This window comes from Sphingomonas sp. NIBR02145, assembly GCF_027359115.1.
GTDB classification, from domain to species: Bacteria; Pseudomonadota; Alphaproteobacteria; order Sphingomonadales; family Sphingomonadaceae; genus Sphingomonas; species Sphingomonas kyeonggiensis_A.
The window spans coordinates 458,434-476,672 of the sequence record NZ_CP114791.1; the positions used below are offsets into that span (position 1 = coordinate 458,434).

The window sequence follows — 18,239 nt, forward strand, 5'->3', positions numbered from 1 at the left end:
TTATCGAGGGCGGAATGTCTGAAGATTTCACAGTCATCGAAGGCGCCAATGCAGACGCTGCACCGGTGTTCGTCCTCAGCTTCCGCCAGCGCGACGAAGTCGCGGCGGCAGCGGCGGGAGGCGGCTGGCGGGTCGTGGCGGCCCGGCGATCGGACGCGCTGGAGCGCCGCTTCCTGGGCAGCGGCGCCGCCGTCGCGGTGATCGACGCGCGCGGCGCGCTTTCCGAGGGGCTCGACGCCGCGAAGGTCCTGGGCCCGACGATCGAGGCGCATGGCGCGGCGATGCTGATCCTCGTGTCGCAGAGCGACACGGTGCACATGCGCTATTTCTTCGACGCCGGCGCGACGCATTTCCTGTCGAGCCCAATGTCCTCGGCGGCGATGGCGCATGCGATCCGCTTCGCCCAGCGCCATGTCGAGCGACTCTCGGGCTGGCATGGCCAGGAAAAGGGGCCGGCCGAGCCGCTCGGCTGGCGCTTCGATCCGGGCATGCGCTCGCTCCAGGTGACGCCGGCGCTGGCGAGCCTGCTCGGCCTGCCCGAGGCACCGGGCACCCGCAGCTTCTTCGCCAAGCTCGATCTTGCCGACCGGGTGCTGGCACGCAGCGCGCTGCGCCGCCTCAATGCCGAGACCCCGTCCACCGCGTTCGCGCACGACCTAGCCGGCGTCGGGCGGGTGGTGCAGCACCTGCAATATGATGCGCAGACCAACCGGCTGCACGCGCTGGTCGAGGCGCTGGGCGTGGCGCCCGATGCCAATGCGGCGGTGCGCGACGCGCTGACCGGCGCGCGCGACGGGCCCAGCGCCCGCCGCTGGATCGACCGCCGGCTGGCCGAGGGCGGCAAGGTGGGCATCGTGCTGATCGGGCTGACGCGGTTCGAGACGGTCAACACCGCCTATGGCCGCACCGTGGGCGACGAGCTGCTGCGCAGCGTCTCGCGCCGGGTGGGCGAAGTGGCGCGCGAGGCGCTGGGCAAGGGCGCGATCGTCGCGCGGATCGGCGGTTCGGAATTCCTGGTCGCCAGCGACGATGCGGATGCCGCGCGGATCGGCACCGCGGCGGCGCGGCTGGAGGATGCGCTGGCCCGGCCCTTCGTCGCGGGCGGCGACATCGCCCCGCTGGGGGCGCGGCTGGTGACCGGGGCGAGCCAGGCGGGAGACACCGCCGCCGCGATGCTGCGCCGGGCGAGCGAGGCACTGCTCGGCGACGTGCCGCTGGAAAAGGGGGCACCGCCGGTCGACGTGCTGGTCGACAGCCTGCATCGGGCGCTGGAGCGCAGCGAGATCGGCGTGCTGTTCCAGCCCCAGGTGGCGATCGCGACCGGGCAGATCATCGGCGTGGAGGCGCTGGCGCGCTGGAACCACCCGGAATTCGGCGAGCTTGGCGCGGAGACCCTGTTCGCGACCGCGGAGCGTGCCGGGCTCGACGCGACCCTGTCCGACCATGTCCAGCGCCGGGCGCTGGCGGCGGCGGCCAACTGGCCGATGTCGCTGAGCAAGCTGCGGCTGTCGATCAACGTCACTGCCGGGGATGTCGCGCGATCGGGGTTCCTCGATGCGCTGCTCGGGCGGATCGATGCGAGCAACTTCCCGCGCAACCGGCTGACGGTGGAGATCACCGAGAGCGGAATCATGTCCGACCTGGGGGAGGCGGCGCGGCTGCTCACCATGCTGCGCGCGGCGGGATGCCGGGTGGCGATCGACGATTTCGGCACGGGCTATTCGAGCCTGGCCTATCTCAAGGCGCTGCCGCTCGACTATCTGAAGATCGACCGCAAGCTGAGCCAGGACATCACGGGATCGGCGCGTGACCGGGTGGTCGTGCGCGGGGTGATCGACATGGCGCGCTCGCTGGGGCTGTCGGTGGTCGCCGAGGGCGTGGAGACGGCCGAGCAGCTCGACCTGCTCGCCAAGGAAGGCTGCCAGTATTTCCAGGGCTATCTGTGCGCCGGTCCGGTGGACGTGCCGGCGCTGGCCCAGCTGGTGAGCCGGGCATGAGCGATCCGCGCGAGATGAGCGGCGTCTGGTATGGCCGCTATGCCAGCACCGGAGGCGACCAGGACAATGGCTTCATCGCCGTGCTCGAGGAAGCGGGCGGAGTGTTCTCCGGATCGATCAGCGAGCCGGACGGGCAGGGCGGCATCCGCAACGCATCGGTTGCCGGGCGGCGGAGCAGCGGGCTGATCCAGTTCGTGAAGCAATATCGCGGCCGGTGGCACCATGCGGTGTTCTACGAGGGCCAGATCGACGATCAGGGCACCGAGGCGAATGGGCGCTGGCGGCTCGACGAAGGCACCACCGGCGGATTCAGCATGGAGCGGGAGAAATTCTCGGTGGAGGAGCTGGAGGCCGAGGAAGAGGAAGTGCTGGAGATCCGGTAGGGGGCTCTGCCGTCCATTGCCCATCCTTGCGAATTCTTGTCGTCATCCCCGCGCAGGCGGGGATCCATTCTGGCTGGCCGGGGTGGGACTCATTGCCTTCAGCGGCAATGGATCCCCGCCTGCGCGGGGATGACGGAAGAAGGGGAATGGCGGAGGGGGCGCTGCCGGAAGACGGGATGGCGGAAGACAGGAAATGACGAGCGGGGCGTGAGGGGAACGGCTTGGGAGATGGCGGAAAGGGGAGGCCGGTCCATCGGGATCGGCGGCGCGATTTATCCCTCCGGGTCCGCGCCGCGGCCTTCGGTTACGCGGTTGAGGGTGACGCCGGCGTAGCGCGCCAGGCTGGCGAGCAGGGCGTTGGTCGCCGGATCGGCGGCGCCTGCGTCCTTCCAATAGGCGCCCATCGCCATGCTCGGGCCCATCAGCCCGATCGGATACATCGACATGCTGCGCACGAAGGTGGGGCGATAGGCGTCCACCGGCACCCGATCATCCTCGTAGATGTCGGGAATGTGGATCGGGCGCGCCTCGAGGATGGCGAGGCCCGAGATGCAATTCTCGATCGGGAAATCCGAGCCTGCCCAGAGCGGGGACATCGCGTCTTCGGCGATATAGGCCACGCGATTGCCCGTGCGACGGATCACGGTGACCCCGTCGCATCGCGCAATGGTGCGCGCGCAATCCCGCAGCACAGTGACCAGCTCGTCAATGGAGCTTGCATGCGACAGCCGGGCCATCGCTTCGGTCAGCAGTCGACGTTGCTCGAAACCGTCCGGCTCCCTCAAGCCAAGCTCCTCGCGAGCGGCCCCGTTCAGGGGCGCGCCTGATTCAATCACATCCGTCACGGCCAGATACGCAGCCTTATGATTATCGGTTCAACACGAGATCTGCCGAAACGGGTCGGCTTCAAAACAAAGAAGCCGCACCGGGGCCAAACCTCCCCCGAGGTTCGGCCCTGACGCCGAGCGACAGAATCTCATCCTGCATCCTGAACGCAGTTGCAGCATGCGCAATTACGCAAAAATACAGGTCGATTTGCCCTGTCTCAGTTCGGGGCGCGCAGGGCGGAGACCGCCGCTGCCGGCAGGTTGCGCACCACGCCGCTGACGATCGGGTGGCGACCGTTCGCGCGTGCGGGAGCGGCTGCGGCATCCGTGCGGAAGGCGCTGGTGAGCTCGGCCAGGGTTTCGGCTTCCTGCTCGAGCGTGCGGGTGGCGGCGGAGGTTTCCTCGACCATCGCGGCGTTCTGCTGCGTGCCCCGGTCCATCGCGCCGATCGCGGTGCTGACTTCGCCGATCGCGACCGCCTGCGCCTTGTTGTCCTGCGCCATGGTGCCGAGCAGGGCGTGGACTTCGCCGACATCGCTGGAGATGTTGGCGAGCGCGCCATCGACCTTCATCACCGCATCCACCGCGGTAACCACTTCGGCCTGGGTCGTGGTGAGCTGGTCGCGGGCGCGGCCGGCTTCTTCCTCGGCGCGCATCGCGAGCGCGCTGACCAGGTCGGCGACCACGGCGAAGCCGCGGCCCGCCTCGCCGGCGCGGCCGGCTTCGACGGCGGCGTTCATCGCGAGGACGCGGGTCTGGAAGGCGATCTTGTCGAGACCCTCGATCACCGTGTCGATGCCCTTGGCGCTTTCCGACACGCGGTTCATCGCCTCGACCGCCTGATGGGCGACGCTGCGGCCGTCATCGACGGTGGCGATCGCCTGGTCGGCGCGGGCGACGGTGGACTGGGCGGCGCGGGCGGTGTTGCTCGAGCGGCTGTCCATCTGCGAGACGGCGGCGTTGGTCTCTTCGAGGCTGGCGGCATTGGCCTGGGTGCGGCGGGCGAGGTCGTCCGACGCCTGGGCGATCTCGTGGATCGTGCCGTTGATCCGCTGCGAGCCGGCGGTGACCGCGCGGATCATGTCCTGCATCTTGGCGAGCGTGTGGTTGTAGCTGCGCTCGAGCGAGGCATAGGTGGCCGGCATGTTGGCGAGCTGGCGGGTGAGGTCGCCATCGGCAAGCGCGGCCAGCGCCTCGTCAAGCGCCTGCACGGCCTTTTCGCGGGCGACCTGCTCTTCCTCGAGATAGATCGAGATGGAGAGCTCCATGTCGAGCAGCGCGGCCTTGCTAAGTGCGGCGGGCAGGGCGGCGGCGGCGCGGGGGCGGAAGGCATTGACGAGGCGGCGCCACAGCGGGGTGCGCGCCATCGTGGCTTCGATCAGGTGCTCCAGCACCAGCGCATAGCCGCCGACATACCAGCGCGGCTCGAGCCCGATGCGCGAATGGGTGGCGCCGATGCGGCGGACGCTCTGATAATATTGCTCGTCGAAATTGCCGTCCATGATGCGGCCCCAGTGCTTTTCCTGGGCCGACTGGGCGCCGCGCATGTGATCGGCGTTCGAGAAGAAGCGCGCGGTCTCCGGGGTGGCGCGGACACGGGCGTAGAAACGATCAAGGGCCTTGCCGATTACCGAGCGGATCAGCGTGCTGTTGGCGGAAAGCGTGGCACGCTGCGCGGGTCCCATCTCCATGTACGCGAGACGGGACGAGAGATGATCGGTCACTTCGAGGATTCTCCTTGGGATGCCCCCCTATTCTAGGAGAGCGAACCCAAGGGCGGTGCCGCCGCGCGCAGGATATTGATCCGGATCAAAAATTCAGCCGGCGGCCTTGGCGAGTCCGCGCGAGAGCTGGAGCGCGCCGTTGAGCCGGGCCTGGGGCGTGGCCCAGGCGCGGTTGATGACCAGCTTCATGTCCGGGCGCAGCTTCGCGGTGCCTTCCAGCTTGTCGACATAGGCGAGCAGGCCCTCGACGTTCGGGAACTTGTCGTCGTGGAAGCTGACCAGCGCGCCCCTGGGGCCGACATCGATCTTGGCGATGCAGGCCTTCTTGGCGTTGAGCTTGGTCTCGATCAGGGTGATCAGGTTCTCGGTCGCCTCGGGCAGCTTGCCGAAGCGGTCGATCAGCTCGGCGGCGAAGGCCTCGATGCCGGCGCGGTCCTCGACGTCGTTGAGGCGGCGATAGAGGCCCATGCGCAGGTCGAGGTCGGGGACATAGTCCTCCGGGATCATGATCGGCGCGTCGACGGTGATCTGGGGCGACAGGTCGCGCGGGCGCTCGTCGCGCAGGCCGCCGGCCTTGGCGTCCATGATCGCTTCCTCGAGCATCGACTGGTAGAGCTCGTAGCCGACTTCCTTGATATGGCCGGACTGCTCGTCGCCGAGCAGATTGCCGGCACCGCGGATGTCGAGGTCGTGCGACGCGAGCTGGAAACCGGCGCCCAGGCTCTCCAGGTCGGAGAGGACCTTGAGCCGCTTCTCCGCCGCCTCGGTCATCAGCCGCTGGGCGGGGGTGGTCATGTACGCATAGGCGCGGGTCTTGGAGCGCCCGACGCGGCCGCGCAGCTGGTAGAGCTGGGCGAGGCCGAACTTGTCGGCGCGGTTGATGATGAGGGTGTTGGCCGAGGGGATGTCGATGCCGGACTCGATGATCGTGGTCGAGACGAGCAGGTCGTATTTGCGGTCGTAGAAGGCGGACATGCGCTCCTCGACCTCGGTCGGCGTCATCTGGCCGTGGGCGACGACATAGGAGATCTCGGGGACGTCGTTGCGCAGGAACTCCTCGATCTCGGGCAGGTCCGAGATGCGCGGCGTGACGAAATAGGCCTGGCCGCCGCGATAATGCTCGCGGAGCAGCGCCTCGCGCAGGACGACCGGGTCCCAGGGCATGACATAGGTGCGCACCGCGAGGCGGTCGACCGGCGGGGTCTGGATCACCGACAGCTCGCGCAGGCCGGACATCGCCATCTGCAGGGTGCGCGGGATCGGGGTGGCGGTGAGGGTGAGGACATGGACGTCCGCCTTCATCGCCTTCAGCCGCTCCTTGTGGGTGACGCCGAAGCGCTGCTCCTCGTCGACGATGACCAGGCCGAGGCGCTTGAACTCGACATTCTTGGCGAGCACTGCGTGGGTGCCGACGACGATGTCGATCGTGCCGTCGGCCGCGCCGTCCTTGGTCGCCTTCATCTCGTTGGCGCCGACCAGGCGCGAGAGGCGGCCGACCTTGATCGGGAAGCCCTCGAAACGCTGGGTGAAGTTGTTGAAGTGCTGGCGGGCGAGCAACGTGGTCGGGCAGACCACCGCGACCTGCATCCCGGCCATTGCCGCAACAAAGGCGGCGCGCAGCGCGACCTCGGTCTTGCCGAAGCCGACATCGCCGACGATCAGGCGGTCCATCGGGCGACCGGCCGCGAGATCCTCGAGCACGTCGCCGATCGCGCGGTCCTGGTCGTCGGTCTCCTCGTACGGGAAGCGATCGACGAATGCGGGGTAGCCGCCGGCATCGGGCTCGGCGACTTCGGCGGGGCGGGTGGCGCGCTTGGCCGCGGTGGCGATGAGCTCGCCCGCGATCTCGCGGATCCGCTCCTTCATCCGGCTCTTGCGCCGTTGCCACGCCTCGCCGCCCAGCTTGTCGAGCGTCGCGCCCTCTTCGCCCGCGCCGTAGCGGCTCAGGACCTCGAGATTCTCGACCGGGACGTAAAGCTTGTCGCCGCCGGCATAGGTGAGCGCGACGCAGTCGTGCGGCGCCTTCTGCACCGGGATCTGGGTGAGCCCCTCATAGCGGCCAATGCCGTGATCGACGTGCACGACCAGGTCGCCCGGCGAGAGCGTCGCCAGCTCGTTGAGGAACGCGTCGGTCGACTTGCGGCGCTTCGAGCGGCGGACGAGACGGTCGCCGAGCATATCCTGCTCGGTCAGTACCGACATGTCGGGCGCTGCGAAGCCGTGATCGAGCGGCAGCACGATCATTGCGACGGCGCTGTCGGCGATGCCCATCGCCTCATGCCAGCTGTCCGCCTTGCGCGCGGTCTTGAGCCCGTGATCGGCGAGCAGCCCGGTCAGGCGCTCGCGGGCGCCGCCCGAATAGCTGGCGAGGATCGGCTTCCTGCCCGCCTTGCGCAGCTTGGCGATGTGCTCGACCACCGCCTCATAGACATTGGTGCCGGCGGCGCGTTCGGGCGCGAAATCGCGCGGGCCATCGACGTTGAAGTCGAGGACGGTAGCGCTTTCGGGCTCGTGGAAGGGCGTGGCGGTGTGCGCCGGCCAGTCGGCAAGGCGCTTCTCCCATTCGCTGGCGACCAGGTAGAGCGCATCGGCTGCGAGCGGGCGATAGCTGCCCGGGTCGGCCGACTGGGCGCGGACGCGGTTCGACTGATAGTCGGCGATTGCTTCGAACCGGGCTTCGGCGGCGCCGGCATCGCCCGCGTCGCGGATCAGGATCGCATCGTCGGGGAGATGCTCGAACAGGGTCTCGAGGCGATCCTCGAACAGCGGCAGCCAATGCTCCATGCCGGCGAGGCGGCGGCCGTCGCTGATCGCCTGGTAGAGCGGATCGCCGGTGGCGGTGGCGCCGAACTTTTCGCGGTACCGGGTGCGGAAGCGCTTGACCGATTCCTCGTCGAGCAGGGCTTCGGATGCGGGCAGCAGGGTGAAGCCATCGACCCGCCCGGTGGTGCGCTGGTCCGAGGGGTCGAAGGTGCGGACGGATTCGATCTCGTCACCGAAGAAATCGAGGCGCAGGGCCTGTTCGGCGCCCGAGGGGAAGAGATCGACCAGGCCGCCGCGCACCGCGAACTCGCCGGAATCGTTTACCGTGTCGACGCGGACATAGCCGTTCGCCTGGAGCAGTACTGCAAGCTTGTCGAGGCCGATGCGCTCGCCGGGGGCGAGGCGGGCGACGAGCTGGCGGATGCGGAAGGGCGTGAGCGTGCGCTGGGTGGCGGCGTTGACCGTAGTGACGAGCAGGCGGGGCTTGTCGCTCTTGCCCTGGAGCGCGTGAAGCGTGGCGAGGCGTTCGGCCATGACGCGCAGCGTTGGGCTGGCGCGGTCATAGGGAAGACAATCCCAGGCGGGGAAGCTCAGGACCTCAAGCTCGGGCGCGAAATAGGGCGCGGTGCCGGCCACGGCGCGCATCGCGGATTCGTCGGGCGCAACGAACACGGCCATCCGCCCGGTGCGCGCCAGATCGGCCAGCATCCAGGGAAGGAAGCCGGCGGGAGCGCCCGAGAGAGTGAGGGGCTTTTGCGCGGAGAGGATGGTCTTGAGGTCGGGCATCTTGGCTCTTGGTTCGTCATCCCGGCGAAAGCCGGGATCTCAGGCGAAGGCGCGGGGAAGGAGCCGCACGAGATCCCGGCTTTCGCCGGGATGACGGCTACTCGCTGATCGGCACGTAGTTCAGTTCCTTGAGCGCGGTCATCAACGTGCCGGCAAAGCGTTCGGGCGCTGGCTCGACGCCCATCGCCCAGGCCATGATGTCGACGTCCTGCTCCTCGAGCAGTTCCTCGAACAGGTCCATCTCGGCATCGCTCCAGCTGGCGCCATGCTTGTCGAAAAAGCCGCCGATCAGCAGGTCGGCTTCCTTCACGCCGCGGTGCCATGCGCGGAAGTGCAGGCGCTTGAGACGGATTTCGCGGTCCATGCGGGTCCTCAACGGCAAATGGCCGGCAGCGCGAAACGGCGCAGTCGGCGAGGGGAATAGGGATGTGCAGATAGGTCGGTGGGGGGCGAAACGCCAGTCCACAACTTAATCGCGCCATTATCGGGCGATTGCAGCCCGATTGGCCGGCGATCTTCCTATGATGGGGGATACATTGGGTAGGGGTAGTTCCAAATGCGTTTCGTGATGCTGAAGTCGATCAATGGCGATCCGATCCTCGTGAACATCGCCGAGGTTCGTACCGTAGCGACGATCAACATGGCGGGCGACGATGTGGGCGTGCTCTCGTTCGACGGCGCGCATGAAGTGGTGGTCGGATCGACCGTCAACGAAGTCCATGCCGCGATCGAGGCGGCCGGCCAGGCGATCGCGCCTGCGCGCAACGCGGCCTGAGGCGCTAGATTTTCCATTTCGGTTGCCCGGCGAAGGCCGGGGACCAGCTCTGGATTTAAGGCTGGCTATAGAGCCTGCACGAGTCTTCGGAATTGCTCCCGTCATCCCCGCGAAGGCGGGGATCCATTGCCGCTGCGGGCAATGGGACTCACTTCGGGCCGCCAGAATGGATTCCCGCCTTCGCGGGGATGACGATAAGAACATGCGGTCCCGACCCAAGTTCGGGCTTTGCATCCCGAATGTCCGGCTGGCTCATATCGCCCCCTAGCGGCGCGCCGTTGCAGCGATTAGGTCGGGGCCAATGCGGCCCGACATTCTCAATCCGCTTTTCGCCGAAGTCACGGCGCTGAAGGGCATTGGCGCCGCGCTCGCCAAGCCGCTGGAGCGGCTCGGGCTGGCGCGGGTGGTCGATGTCGCCTTCCATCTGCCGACCGGTTTCATCGACCGTATCCCGCGCGACGAGCTGATGGCGTCCGATGTCGGCCGGATCATCGCGATCGAGCTGACCGCAGCCAATTATCGCTTCGGCAGCAGCCCGCGCTCGCCCGCCCGGGTGCAGGCGGTCGACACGCATGGCAATTTCGTCAGCCTGGTCTTTTTCGGCGGCAATTCGGGCTGGGCGAAGAAGCTGCTGCCGCTCAACGAGAAGCGCTGGGTGTCCGGCCGGCTCGACCAATATGGCCAGGAATTGCAGATCGTGCACCCCGAGGTCGTCGTGCCCGAAGAGGCCGAGGGCGGCGGGCGCGAGGCGGTCTATCCCTGTTCGGAAGGCATCACCTCGAAGCGTATCGCGGCGATGGCCGCCCAGGCGATCGAGCGCGCGCCCGACCTGACCGAATGGATCGAGCCGAGCCTGAAGGAGCGGCACCAATGGCCGGGCTGGAAGGAAGCGCTGACCCGCATCCATGCCGATCCGGCCGACGCCAAGGCGCGCGAGCGGCTCGCCTATGACGAGGTGTTCGCCAACCAGCTCGCATTGATGCTGGTGCGCGGCGAGGCACGAGCCAAGCGCGGGCGCTCGCTGCAGGGGGACGGGCGGCTGCGCGACAGGCTCCAGCTGCCGTACACGCCGACCGGCGCCCAATCGCGGACGATCCGCGAGATCGAGGGCGACATGGCGCAGAGCCAGCCGATGCTTCGCCTGCTCCAGGGCGATGTCGGCGCGGGCAAGACGCTGGTCGCGACGATGGCGCTGCTGATCGCCGCCGAGGCGGGGGCGCAGGGCGCGATGCTGGCGCCGACCGAGATCCTGGCGCGGCAGCATTACGAGAATCTGTCGCGGATGCTCGCCGGGCTCGATGTGCGGATCGCGATCCTGACCGGGCGCGACAAGGGCAAGGTGCGCGAGGCGACGCTGATGGGGCTCGCCGCGGGCGAGATCGACATCCTGGTCGGCACCCATGCGATCTTCCAGCAGGGCGTGACGTATCGCGACCTGGGGCTGGTGGTGGTGGACGAGCAGCACCGCTTCGGTGTGGCCGAGCGGCTGATGCTCCAGGCCAAGGCGCAGGTGCCGCCCCATCTGCTGGTGATGACCGCGACGCCGATCCCGCGCACGCTGCAGCTCGCTTCGCATGGCGAGATGGATGTGAGCCGGCTCGACGAGATGCCGCCGGGCCGCCAGCCGATCCAGACCACGGTGATCGCCGAGGACAAATTGGACGCGGTCGTTGCCGGGCTGGGGCGGCACCTGGAGGCGGGCAAGCAGGCCTATTGGGTGTGCCCGCTGGTCGAGGAAAGCGAGAAGACCGATCTCGCCGCGGCCGAGCATCGCGCGGCGACGCTCACCGCCAAGTTCGGCGCCAAGGTCGGGCTGGTCCACGGCCGGATGAAGGGACCGGAGAAGGACGCGGTGATGGCGCGCTTCGCCAGCGGCGAGCTGGGCGTGCTGGTCGCGACGACGGTGATCGAGGTCGGCGTGGACGTCCCCAATGCGACACTGATCGTGATCGAGGCGGCGGACCGGTTCGGCCTCGCCCAGCTCCACCAGCTGCGCGGGCGGGTCGGGCGGGGCGGGGGGCAGTCGCACTGCATCCTGCTGCGCGGCGACAAGCTCAGCGAGACGTCGCGGGCGAGATTGGCGCTGATGCGCGACACCACCGACGGCTTCCTGATCGCCGAGCGCGACCTCGAGCTGCGCGGCGCGGGCGAGATCCTCGGCACGCGCCAGTCGGGCGAGCAGACCTTTCGGCTGGCGACGCCGGAGAGCCTGGCGACCTTGATCGCGGCGGCGAATGGCGATGCGCGGCTGCTGGAGGACCAGGACCGGGCGCTACGATCGCCGCGCGGGGAGGCGGCGAGGGTGGCGCTGTACCTGTTCGAGCGGGATGCAGCGGTGAGCCTGTTGCGGGCGGGGTAAATTCTCCCCTCCCTGGAAGGAAGGGGAATGGGAACCTACTTCGCTTTCACCATCACCGAGATCAGCTCGTAATAGCTGGCGAGGTCGATCGCGCGCTCGAACTGGCAGCCAATGCGGCCGCCCAGCGCCCAGCGGACTTCCGCCACCACCGTGCCGGCATGCGGCAGGACCACGCGGATGCGGTCGCCGGTCTGGAACTCGTCTTCGCAGCGCGCCATCAGGCCGTGCGGCGAGATGTTGACGATGATGAAATTCAGCTGCTTCGCGTCGGGACCGAACGCGCGCGCGCGGTAGTAGACGTCTTCGCGTCCTTCCCGCCGGGGCTCCGAATAAGCCAGGTTCGATCCAAAACTCACGCCACGCCTCACAAAACGCTTGAGGTACGGTTGCGGTGATACTGTTACCGCGTGAATCTCATTGCAACGAAGCTGCTTAACACCGACTTATCGGAGCATCCGGAAGGTTACGCAGGTACGAGCAGGCCGTGCTTCTTCTTGCCGAAGCTGAGCTTGACCTGGCTCGTCACCGGGATGTCATAGGCCGGGTCGCTTACCACCTGGTCGTCGACGCGGATCGCGCCCTCGGCGATCTTGCGGCGGGCCTCGCCCTTGGAGGCGCAGAGCTCGAGCGCGATCAGGGCGTCGACCACGTTGATGCCGGTACCCTCGACCGCGAAGGTCGGGAGCGAACCGCCGGCCGAGCCTTCCTCGAACACCTTGCGGGCGGTCTCGGCGGCTTCATCGGCTGCGGCGCGGCCGCGGCACATGGCGGTGGCTTCGTTGGCGAGGACCTTCTTGGCTTCGTTGATGCCGGCGCCCTCAAGTGCCTCGAGGCGGGCGATCTCTTCGAGCGGCAGGTCGGTGAACAGGCGCAGGAAGCGGCCGACGTCGCGGTCGTCGGTGTTGCGCCAGAACTGCCAGTAATCGAAGGCCGAGAGCTGGTCGTCGTTGAGCCAGACGGCGCCCGACATGGTCTTGCCCATCTTGCCGCCGTCCGCCGTGGTGATCAGCGGGGTGGTGACGCCGTAGACCTCGGTGCCGTCGACGCGGCGGGCGAGCTCGATGCCGTTGACGATGTTGCCCCACTGGTCCGACCCGCCCATCTGCAGGCGGCACGCGGCGCGGCGCGACAGTTCCAGGAAGTCATAGCCCTGGAGGATCATGTAGTTGAACTCGAGGAACGACAGCGACTGCTCGCGGTCGAGGCGCAGCTTGACCGAGTCGAAGCTGAGCATGCGGTTGACCGAGAAATGCCGGCCGATATCGCGCAGGAACGGGATGTATTCGAGCTTGTCGAGCCATTCGGCATTGTCGACCATCACTGCGTCGGTGGGGCCGTCGCCGAAGGTGAGGAATTTCTCGAACACGGTCTTGATCGAGGCGACGTTCTGCTGGATCACCTCGTCGGTCATCAGCTTGCGCGCCTCGTCCTTGAACGAGGGATCGCCGATCTTGCCGGTGCCGCCGCCCATCAGCACGATCGGCTTGTGGCCGGCCTGCTGGAGGCGGCGCAGCAGCATGATCTGGACGAGGCTGCCGACGTGCAGCGACGGCGCGGTCGGGTCGAAGCCGATATAGCCGGGGACGATCTGCTTCGTCGCAAGGGCGTCGAGCGCCTCCGGGTCGGTGACCTGGTGGATATAGCCACGTTCGGAGAGCAGGCGGAGCAGATCGGACTTGAATTCGGTCATAATGCGGGCCGCATAGCCGAGCCGAGCGGCCCTGTCATGCCTTGGACGTATCGCAGTCCTTGTTGCCGGCATACGCGCTGAGAATTGCGGCGAGCAGGCCGGGGAAGCGGGCATCGACTTCGCCGCAGCGCGTCGTGTTGCGCATCTCGACGCCCTGGCGCTCCGAATGGATCAGCCCGGCGTCGCGCAGCACCTTGAAATGCTGGGACAGCGAGGACTTGGGGATGTCGCGATCGCCGACCCTGGCGAAGGTCGAGCAGCCCTGGACGCACCCCTGGCCGGCGACCTGGGCGAAGATCGCCGCGCGCGTGGGATCGGACAGCGCGTGGAGGATCGCCTCCACCGACACGTCTTCGATCGAAGGGTGAAACAGGGGTCGCATGAATTTTATCTAGGGGCTCTTGAAGCTTGGTTCAACAGTTCCGAAATTCTGAACTATGGGAGTATGGGGCCATATCGGCGACCGGCCCATGGAGAATTTCAGTCATGTCGAAGCTCGCAGACAAGGTCGCGATCGTTACCGGGGCATCCAAGGGCATCGGTGCCGGCATCGCCAAGTCGCTGGCGGCGGAAGGCGCCGCGGTGGTGGTCAACTATGCGTCGAGCAAGGCCGGCGCGGATGCGGTGGTGAAGGACATCACCGATGCCGGTGGCAAGGCGATCGCCGTGCAGGCCGATGTCGCCAGGGCCGACCAGGCACAGGCGCTGGTCGATGCCGCGATCAGGGAATTCGGCCGGCTCGACGTGCTGGTCAACAATTCGGGCGTCTATGAATTCGCCTCGCTCGATGCGACGACCGAGGAACTCTATCGCCGCACCTTCGACGTGAACGTGCTCGGCGTGCTGCTCACCACCCAGGCGGCGGCGAAGCATCTCGGCGAGGGCGCAAGCGTGATCAACATCTCGTCAGCGGTCACCAGCCTCTTCCCGGCGGAGTCCGCAGTCTACACGGGCACCAAGGGCGCGGTGGACGCGATCACCGGCGTGCTCGCCAATGAGCTCGGTCCGCGCAAGATCCGCGTCAACGCGATCAACCCGGGCGTGGTCGAGACCGAGGGCACCCATGCCGCGGGCTTTGTCGGTTCGGAATTCTTCGACGCGATCATCGGCCAGACCCCGCTCGGCCGCGTCGGCTATCCGGACGACATCGCCGCGATCGCCGTGTTCCTGGCTTCGGACGATGCGCGCTGGCTGACCGGCGAGAAGCTGACCGCCAGCGGCGGCCTGCGCTGAGCTTGGGGCGGGATGGGGCGACCCGGCCTCATCCCGCAACCGGCTTCGGCACAGGTGGTCGCGTCACCATCCAGATGCCGGCGCAGACCAGCAGCAGCGCGGCGAGATAGCTCCAGTGGAGCAGCGATTCACCGAGGAAGACCGCGGACAGCGCGACGCCGAACACCGGGATCAGGAAGTTGAACGCGGCGATCAGGCCGACGGGATTGTGCTTGAGCAGCAGGCTCCACAGCGCGAAGGCGACCGAGGACAACAGCGCCAGATACAGCAGCAGCGCGGCCGCAGGCAGGCTGGGTGTGGCGATATGGCCGTTACCGCCAAGGCCGACCGAAGTGAGGATCAGACCGCCGATGCCGAGCTGCCAGCCGGTCATCACCAGCGGATCCATGTCGCGCGAGATGCGCTTGCCATAGATCGAGGCGGCGGCGAGGACGAAGGCTGCGATGATGACGAAGCCCTCGCCCAGCAGGCTGAAATCGAAGTCGAGACGGCCGTTGCCGCCCAGGTTGACCACTACCACGCCGAGGAATCCGACCAGGCAGCCCAGCGCCTTGCGGCTGCTCAGCCGGTCGTCGGCATAGAGGAAATGGGCGATCACCACGCTGAAGAACACCCCGGTGGCGTTCATGATCGACGACTTCACGCCCGACGCGTTGGCGAGGCCGACATAGAAGAACACGTACTGGATGCCGGTCTGGGTGAGGCCGAGCAGCGCTACCTGGCGCCACTGGCCGGCGCTCAGGGCAAAAACCCGCTTGCCGGTTGCCGCAGCGAAAGCGAGCAGGATCGTACCCGCCAGGACGAAGCGATAGCCGGCGAACAGCAGCTGCGCGGCGGTATCCGCCCTGGCGATGCCGAACAGTGCATAGCCGTTCTTGATCGCGGGATAGGCGCTGCCCCAGAGCACGCAGCAAAGCGTGGCGAGCAGGAAGACACCGGTGCGGGACTGGTAGAAAGGACTGGACATGCGCGGCCCGTAACGCATCTTCGCGCGCGTACAAACCGCCACCAGGTCACCATGCACCTTCGCGTTCCACTTTACCCGCATCCCGATTTCCCGAGTGCGGTCGATCGCATCGAAGTGAAGGTGACGCGTTTTGCCCCGCAGCTGCTGGGCCTGCGCTATTTCGTCTTCGGCCCGCTGGACCAGCTGGTGCTTCCGCCGGCCGCGGAGGCGCCGGCGCGGCGCGACGAACTGTGGAAGTCGACCTGCTTTGAAGCGTTCGTGCGCGGGGAGGGCGAGGGGTATCTCGAGCTCAATTTCGCGCCCTCGGGCGATTGGGCGGCATACAGCTTCACCGGCTACCGCGAAGGCATGGCCGATGCTCCGGTTAGCAGCCCGCGAGGCACCTGGATGTCCGGCGGCGTGATGGCGGCGGAGGTGGAATTGCCGCTCGAAGGCCCGTGGCAGCTGGCGATCACCGCGGTGATCGAGGAATGCGACGGAACCAAATCCTATTGGTCCTCCGAGCATGGCCCTGGAAAGCCGGACTTCCATGCCGAGGCGGGATTTGTGGTGGAATTGCCGGCACAGGCGCAGGCGAGCGCCTTCTGACGGAGCGCAGGCGGCAGGGCCAGTTGCGCTCTCCCTATAGGATAGCAAGCTAAACCGATGAGAGCGGGCGACGATCCGGCTTGCGTCATGCTCGAACTCCCCGCATCCAGCAGCGCATGAAATTCGGCATCGACCGGCTGCTCGCCGACCCTGAGCTTCGTCGCCCCCTCGAAGGCAAGCGCATCGCGCTGCTCGCCCATCCCGCCTCGGTGACGGAGGATCTGACGCACTCGCTCGATGCGCTGGTCGCGACCGGGCTCAATGTCTCGGCGGTGTTCGGTCCGCAGCACGGGGTGCGCGGCGACCTGCAGGACAATATGATGGAGTCGCCGGACTATACCGACCCGACGTACGGGATGCCGGTGTTCAGCCTCTATGGCGAGGTCCGCCGCCCGACCGGTCAGTCGATGGGCACGTTCGACACGATCCTGATCGACCTGCAGGACGTGGGTTGCCGTATCTACACCTTCGTCACCACGCTGCTCTATGTGCTCGAAGCCGCGGCGGAGCATGGCAAGGGCGTGTGGGTGCTCGATCGCCCCAATCCCGCCGGCCGCCCGGTGGAGGGCACGACGCTGCTTCCAGGCTGGGAGAGCTTCGTCGGCGCCGGGCCGATGCCTATGCGCCACGGCATGACGCTGGGCGAGATGGGCCATTGGTTCATCCGGCAGTTCAACCTCGATGTCGACTATCGGGTGATCGAGATGGAAGGCTGGCAGCCCGACGCCGCGCCCGGCTTCGGCTGGCCGATCGAACGCCCCTGGATCAATCCCAGCCCCAATGCTGCCAACGTCAACATGGCGCGTGCCTATGCCGGCACGGTGATGCTGGAAGGCACATTGCTCTCCGAAGGCCGGGGCACCACGCGCCCGCTCGAGTTGTTCGGTGCGCCCGATATCGACGCGAAGAAGCTGATCGTCGCCATGTACACGCTGGCGCCGCAATGGCTGGCGGGCTGCACGCTGCGTGATTTCTGGTTCCAACCGACTTTCCATAAGCATGTGGGGCAGCTTTGTTCGGGCGTGTTCATCCATGCCGAAGGCGCGGCCTATGACCATCAGGCGTTCCGACCGTGGCGGCTGCAGGCGCTGGGCTTCAAGGCGATCCGCAAGCTCTATGGGGATTATCCGCTGTGGCGCGATTTCCCGTACGAATATGTGTTCGACAAGTTGGCGATCGACGTCATCAACGGCGGCACTGACCTGCGCGAATGGGTGGACGACTCAGCGGCGGAGCCCGGCGATCTCGACGCGCGGACGCTGCCCGACGAGGCTGCCTGGATCGAGGCACGACGGCCGCACCTGCTCTATTGAACGAACGGGTTCCGGCGGGCGGGAGGGAGAACACCACCCGCCGGAATTCCGTCAGGCGTCCGCCAGTTCCGCCTTTGCGATCGCCGGGATCAGGCCCAGCGACAGGGTCTGGCCTTCCGCGCCGCCGATATAGGCGGTGACGCCGTTGACCTCATATTGCATCGCGAAATACTTGGAGTTCCCGTAATCGGGATCGCCGCCAAAGGTCTCGTTGTTGAGCGCGAGCTGGAAGTTGGTTGTGCCCTGATCGACGATCAGGCCGCCCTGGTTCAGGATCGCCTGGCAGATCGCCGTCACGTCGAAGCCGTTATTGGACGAGCCATAGATAGCGCGCTTCACCTGGAACGGCGTGTTCGCGGACTGCGCCACGCTCGGCTGCGGCGCGGTGTTGAAATAATAGGCCGGATAGCCGGGCGAGGGGATCAGATCGACCGTTGTGTTCTCGACCGCGGCGAGACCGATGGGGTTGCCGCTGTTGAGGCCGGTGGCGGTGTACCAGGCCAGGAAATATTTGGTCGCCCCGGAATCGGGATCGCCGAAACTGCCATTGTTCACGGCAACGTCGTCATTGCCGCCGGCAACCATGGCCGCCACTTGCGAGGTGACGTCTTCCCCCATGGAATTGGACGCGTAGACGGCGAGAAGGATCGATATGGTCATCGCAAATCTCCATTTTCGAAAAACAAAGCCGTACTTTGCGCTGATATGCGGCGACTTGCTTCATTTCGGACGCAAAATGCCCCAGCGTGGCGATTGTGCGCCGCGACTCGAAAGTTCTGATAAAGCAAATCCGTGAATAGGCTGCGATTTGATTTAAGAATGTTCAAGTGAATT

16 protein-coding genes are annotated in these 18,239 nt (G+C 67.0%); 7 read left to right on the top strand and 9 right to left on the bottom strand.

Annotated features, from left to right (window positions below; all coding sequences use genetic code 11):
- Positions 1–14: 14 nt before the first annotated feature.
- Together O3305_RS02215 and O3305_RS02220 are read left to right on the top strand one after the other, a co-directional pair.
- The gene (locus O3305_RS02215; protein ID WP_184167214.1) at positions 15–1,997 is read left to right on the top strand and encodes a putative bifunctional diguanylate cyclase/phosphodiesterase; all 1,983 of its coding nucleotides are present in this window, start codon (positions 15–17) and stop codon (positions 1,995–1,997) included.
- A complete protein-coding gene (locus O3305_RS02220) occupies positions 1,994–2,380 on the top strand; it encodes a hypothetical protein (protein WP_269574958.1) in 387 nt (128 codons plus the stop codon). Before O3305_RS02215 ends, O3305_RS02220 begins: the two co-directional genes overlap by 4 nt.
- Positions 2,381–2,652: 272 nt before the next feature.
- Here O3305_RS02220 and O3305_RS02225 read toward each other — a convergent pair whose 3' ends face one another.
- The 4 genes from O3305_RS02225 to O3305_RS02240 form a co-directional block, all read right to left on the bottom strand.
- Complete coding sequence (locus tag O3305_RS02225; RefSeq protein WP_269574959.1) at positions 2,653–3,024, bottom strand: hypothetical protein; 372 nt, start codon at positions 3,022–3,024, stop codon at positions 2,653–2,655.
- A 401-nt stretch (positions 3,025–3,425) separates the two neighbouring features.
- Entirely contained in the window at positions 3,426–4,931 is a 1,506-nt protein-coding gene (locus O3305_RS02230) for a protoglobin domain-containing protein (protein ID WP_493111891.1), read from the bottom strand.
- Between the two features lie 93 nt (positions 4,932–5,024).
- Entirely contained in the window at positions 5,025–8,480 is a 3,456-nt protein-coding gene (mfd, locus tag O3305_RS02235; protein WP_269574960.1) for a transcription-repair coupling factor, read from the bottom strand.
- Positions 8,481–8,577: 97 nt separating this feature from the next.
- Positions 8,578–8,844 carry an FAD assembly factor SdhE gene (locus O3305_RS02240; RefSeq protein WP_184167202.1) on the bottom strand — a complete coding sequence of 89 codons (267 nt, stop codon included), beginning with the start codon at positions 8,842–8,844 and terminating at the stop codon, positions 8,578–8,580.
- 192 nt (positions 8,845–9,036) lie between these two features.
- Here O3305_RS02240 and O3305_RS02245 point away from each other — a divergent pair, with 192 nt between their 5' ends.
- Together O3305_RS02245 and recG are read left to right on the top strand one after the other, a co-directional pair.
- Positions 9,037–9,255 (top strand): hypothetical protein, encoded by a 219-nt coding sequence (locus tag O3305_RS02245; RefSeq protein ID WP_184167199.1) that lies wholly within the window; start codon positions 9,037–9,039, stop codon positions 9,253–9,255.
- A gap of 301 nt (positions 9,256–9,556) precedes the next feature.
- Entirely contained in the window at positions 9,557–11,614 is a 2,058-nt protein-coding gene (recG, locus tag O3305_RS02250; protein WP_269574961.1) for an ATP-dependent DNA helicase RecG, read from the top strand.
- A 35-nt stretch (positions 11,615–11,649) separates the two neighbouring features.
- On the opposite strand, the gene O3305_RS02255 is transcribed toward recG, so the two are convergent.
- The 3 genes from O3305_RS02255 to O3305_RS02265 all read right to left on the bottom strand — a co-directional run bounded on the left by O3305_RS02255 (position 11,650) and on the right by O3305_RS02265 (position 13,686).
- Positions 11,650–11,970 (bottom strand): PilZ domain-containing protein, encoded by a 321-nt coding sequence (locus O3305_RS02255; protein WP_184167193.1) that lies wholly within the window; start codon positions 11,968–11,970, stop codon positions 11,650–11,652.
- A 107-nt stretch (positions 11,971–12,077) separates the two neighbouring features.
- On the bottom strand, positions 12,078–13,304 hold the full coding sequence (tyrS, locus tag O3305_RS02260; protein WP_269574962.1) for a tyrosine--tRNA ligase: 1,227 nt from the start codon (positions 13,302–13,304) through the stop codon (positions 12,078–12,080).
- 34 nt (positions 13,305–13,338) lie between these two features.
- Positions 13,339–13,686 (bottom strand): ArsR/SmtB family transcription factor, encoded by a 348-nt coding sequence (locus O3305_RS02265; RefSeq protein ID WP_269574963.1) that lies wholly within the window; start codon positions 13,684–13,686, stop codon positions 13,339–13,341.
- Between the two features lie 104 nt (positions 13,687–13,790).
- Between O3305_RS02265 and O3305_RS02270 the strand changes: the two genes are divergently transcribed.
- On the top strand, positions 13,791–14,537 hold the full coding sequence (locus O3305_RS02270; protein WP_269574964.1) for a glucose 1-dehydrogenase: 747 nt from the start codon (positions 13,791–13,793) through the stop codon (positions 14,535–14,537).
- Between the two features lie 28 nt (positions 14,538–14,565).
- Here the strand turns inward: O3305_RS02270 and O3305_RS02275 are convergent, their stop codons facing one another.
- Entirely contained in the window at positions 14,566–15,504 is a 939-nt protein-coding gene (locus tag O3305_RS02275) for a DMT family transporter (protein ID WP_269574965.1), read from the bottom strand.
- Positions 15,505–15,555: 51 nt separating this feature from the next.
- Here O3305_RS02275 and O3305_RS02280 point away from each other — a divergent pair, with 51 nt between their 5' ends.
- Together O3305_RS02280 and O3305_RS02285 are read left to right on the top strand one after the other, a co-directional pair.
- Complete coding sequence (locus O3305_RS02280) at positions 15,556–16,092, top strand: DOMON-like domain-containing protein (RefSeq protein WP_269574966.1); 537 nt, start codon at positions 15,556–15,558, stop codon at positions 16,090–16,092.
- A 116-nt stretch (positions 16,093–16,208) separates the two neighbouring features.
- Positions 16,209–17,405 (top strand): exo-beta-N-acetylmuramidase NamZ family protein, encoded by a 1,197-nt coding sequence (locus O3305_RS02285; protein WP_269574967.1) that lies wholly within the window; start codon positions 16,209–16,211, stop codon positions 17,403–17,405.
- Between the two features lie 51 nt (positions 17,406–17,456).
- Here the strand turns inward: O3305_RS02285 and O3305_RS02290 are convergent, their stop codons facing one another.
- Complete coding sequence (locus O3305_RS02290; RefSeq protein ID WP_269574968.1) at positions 17,457–18,065, bottom strand: hypothetical protein; 609 nt, start codon at positions 18,063–18,065, stop codon at positions 17,457–17,459.
- Between the last annotated feature and the right edge of the window lie 174 nt (positions 18,066–18,239).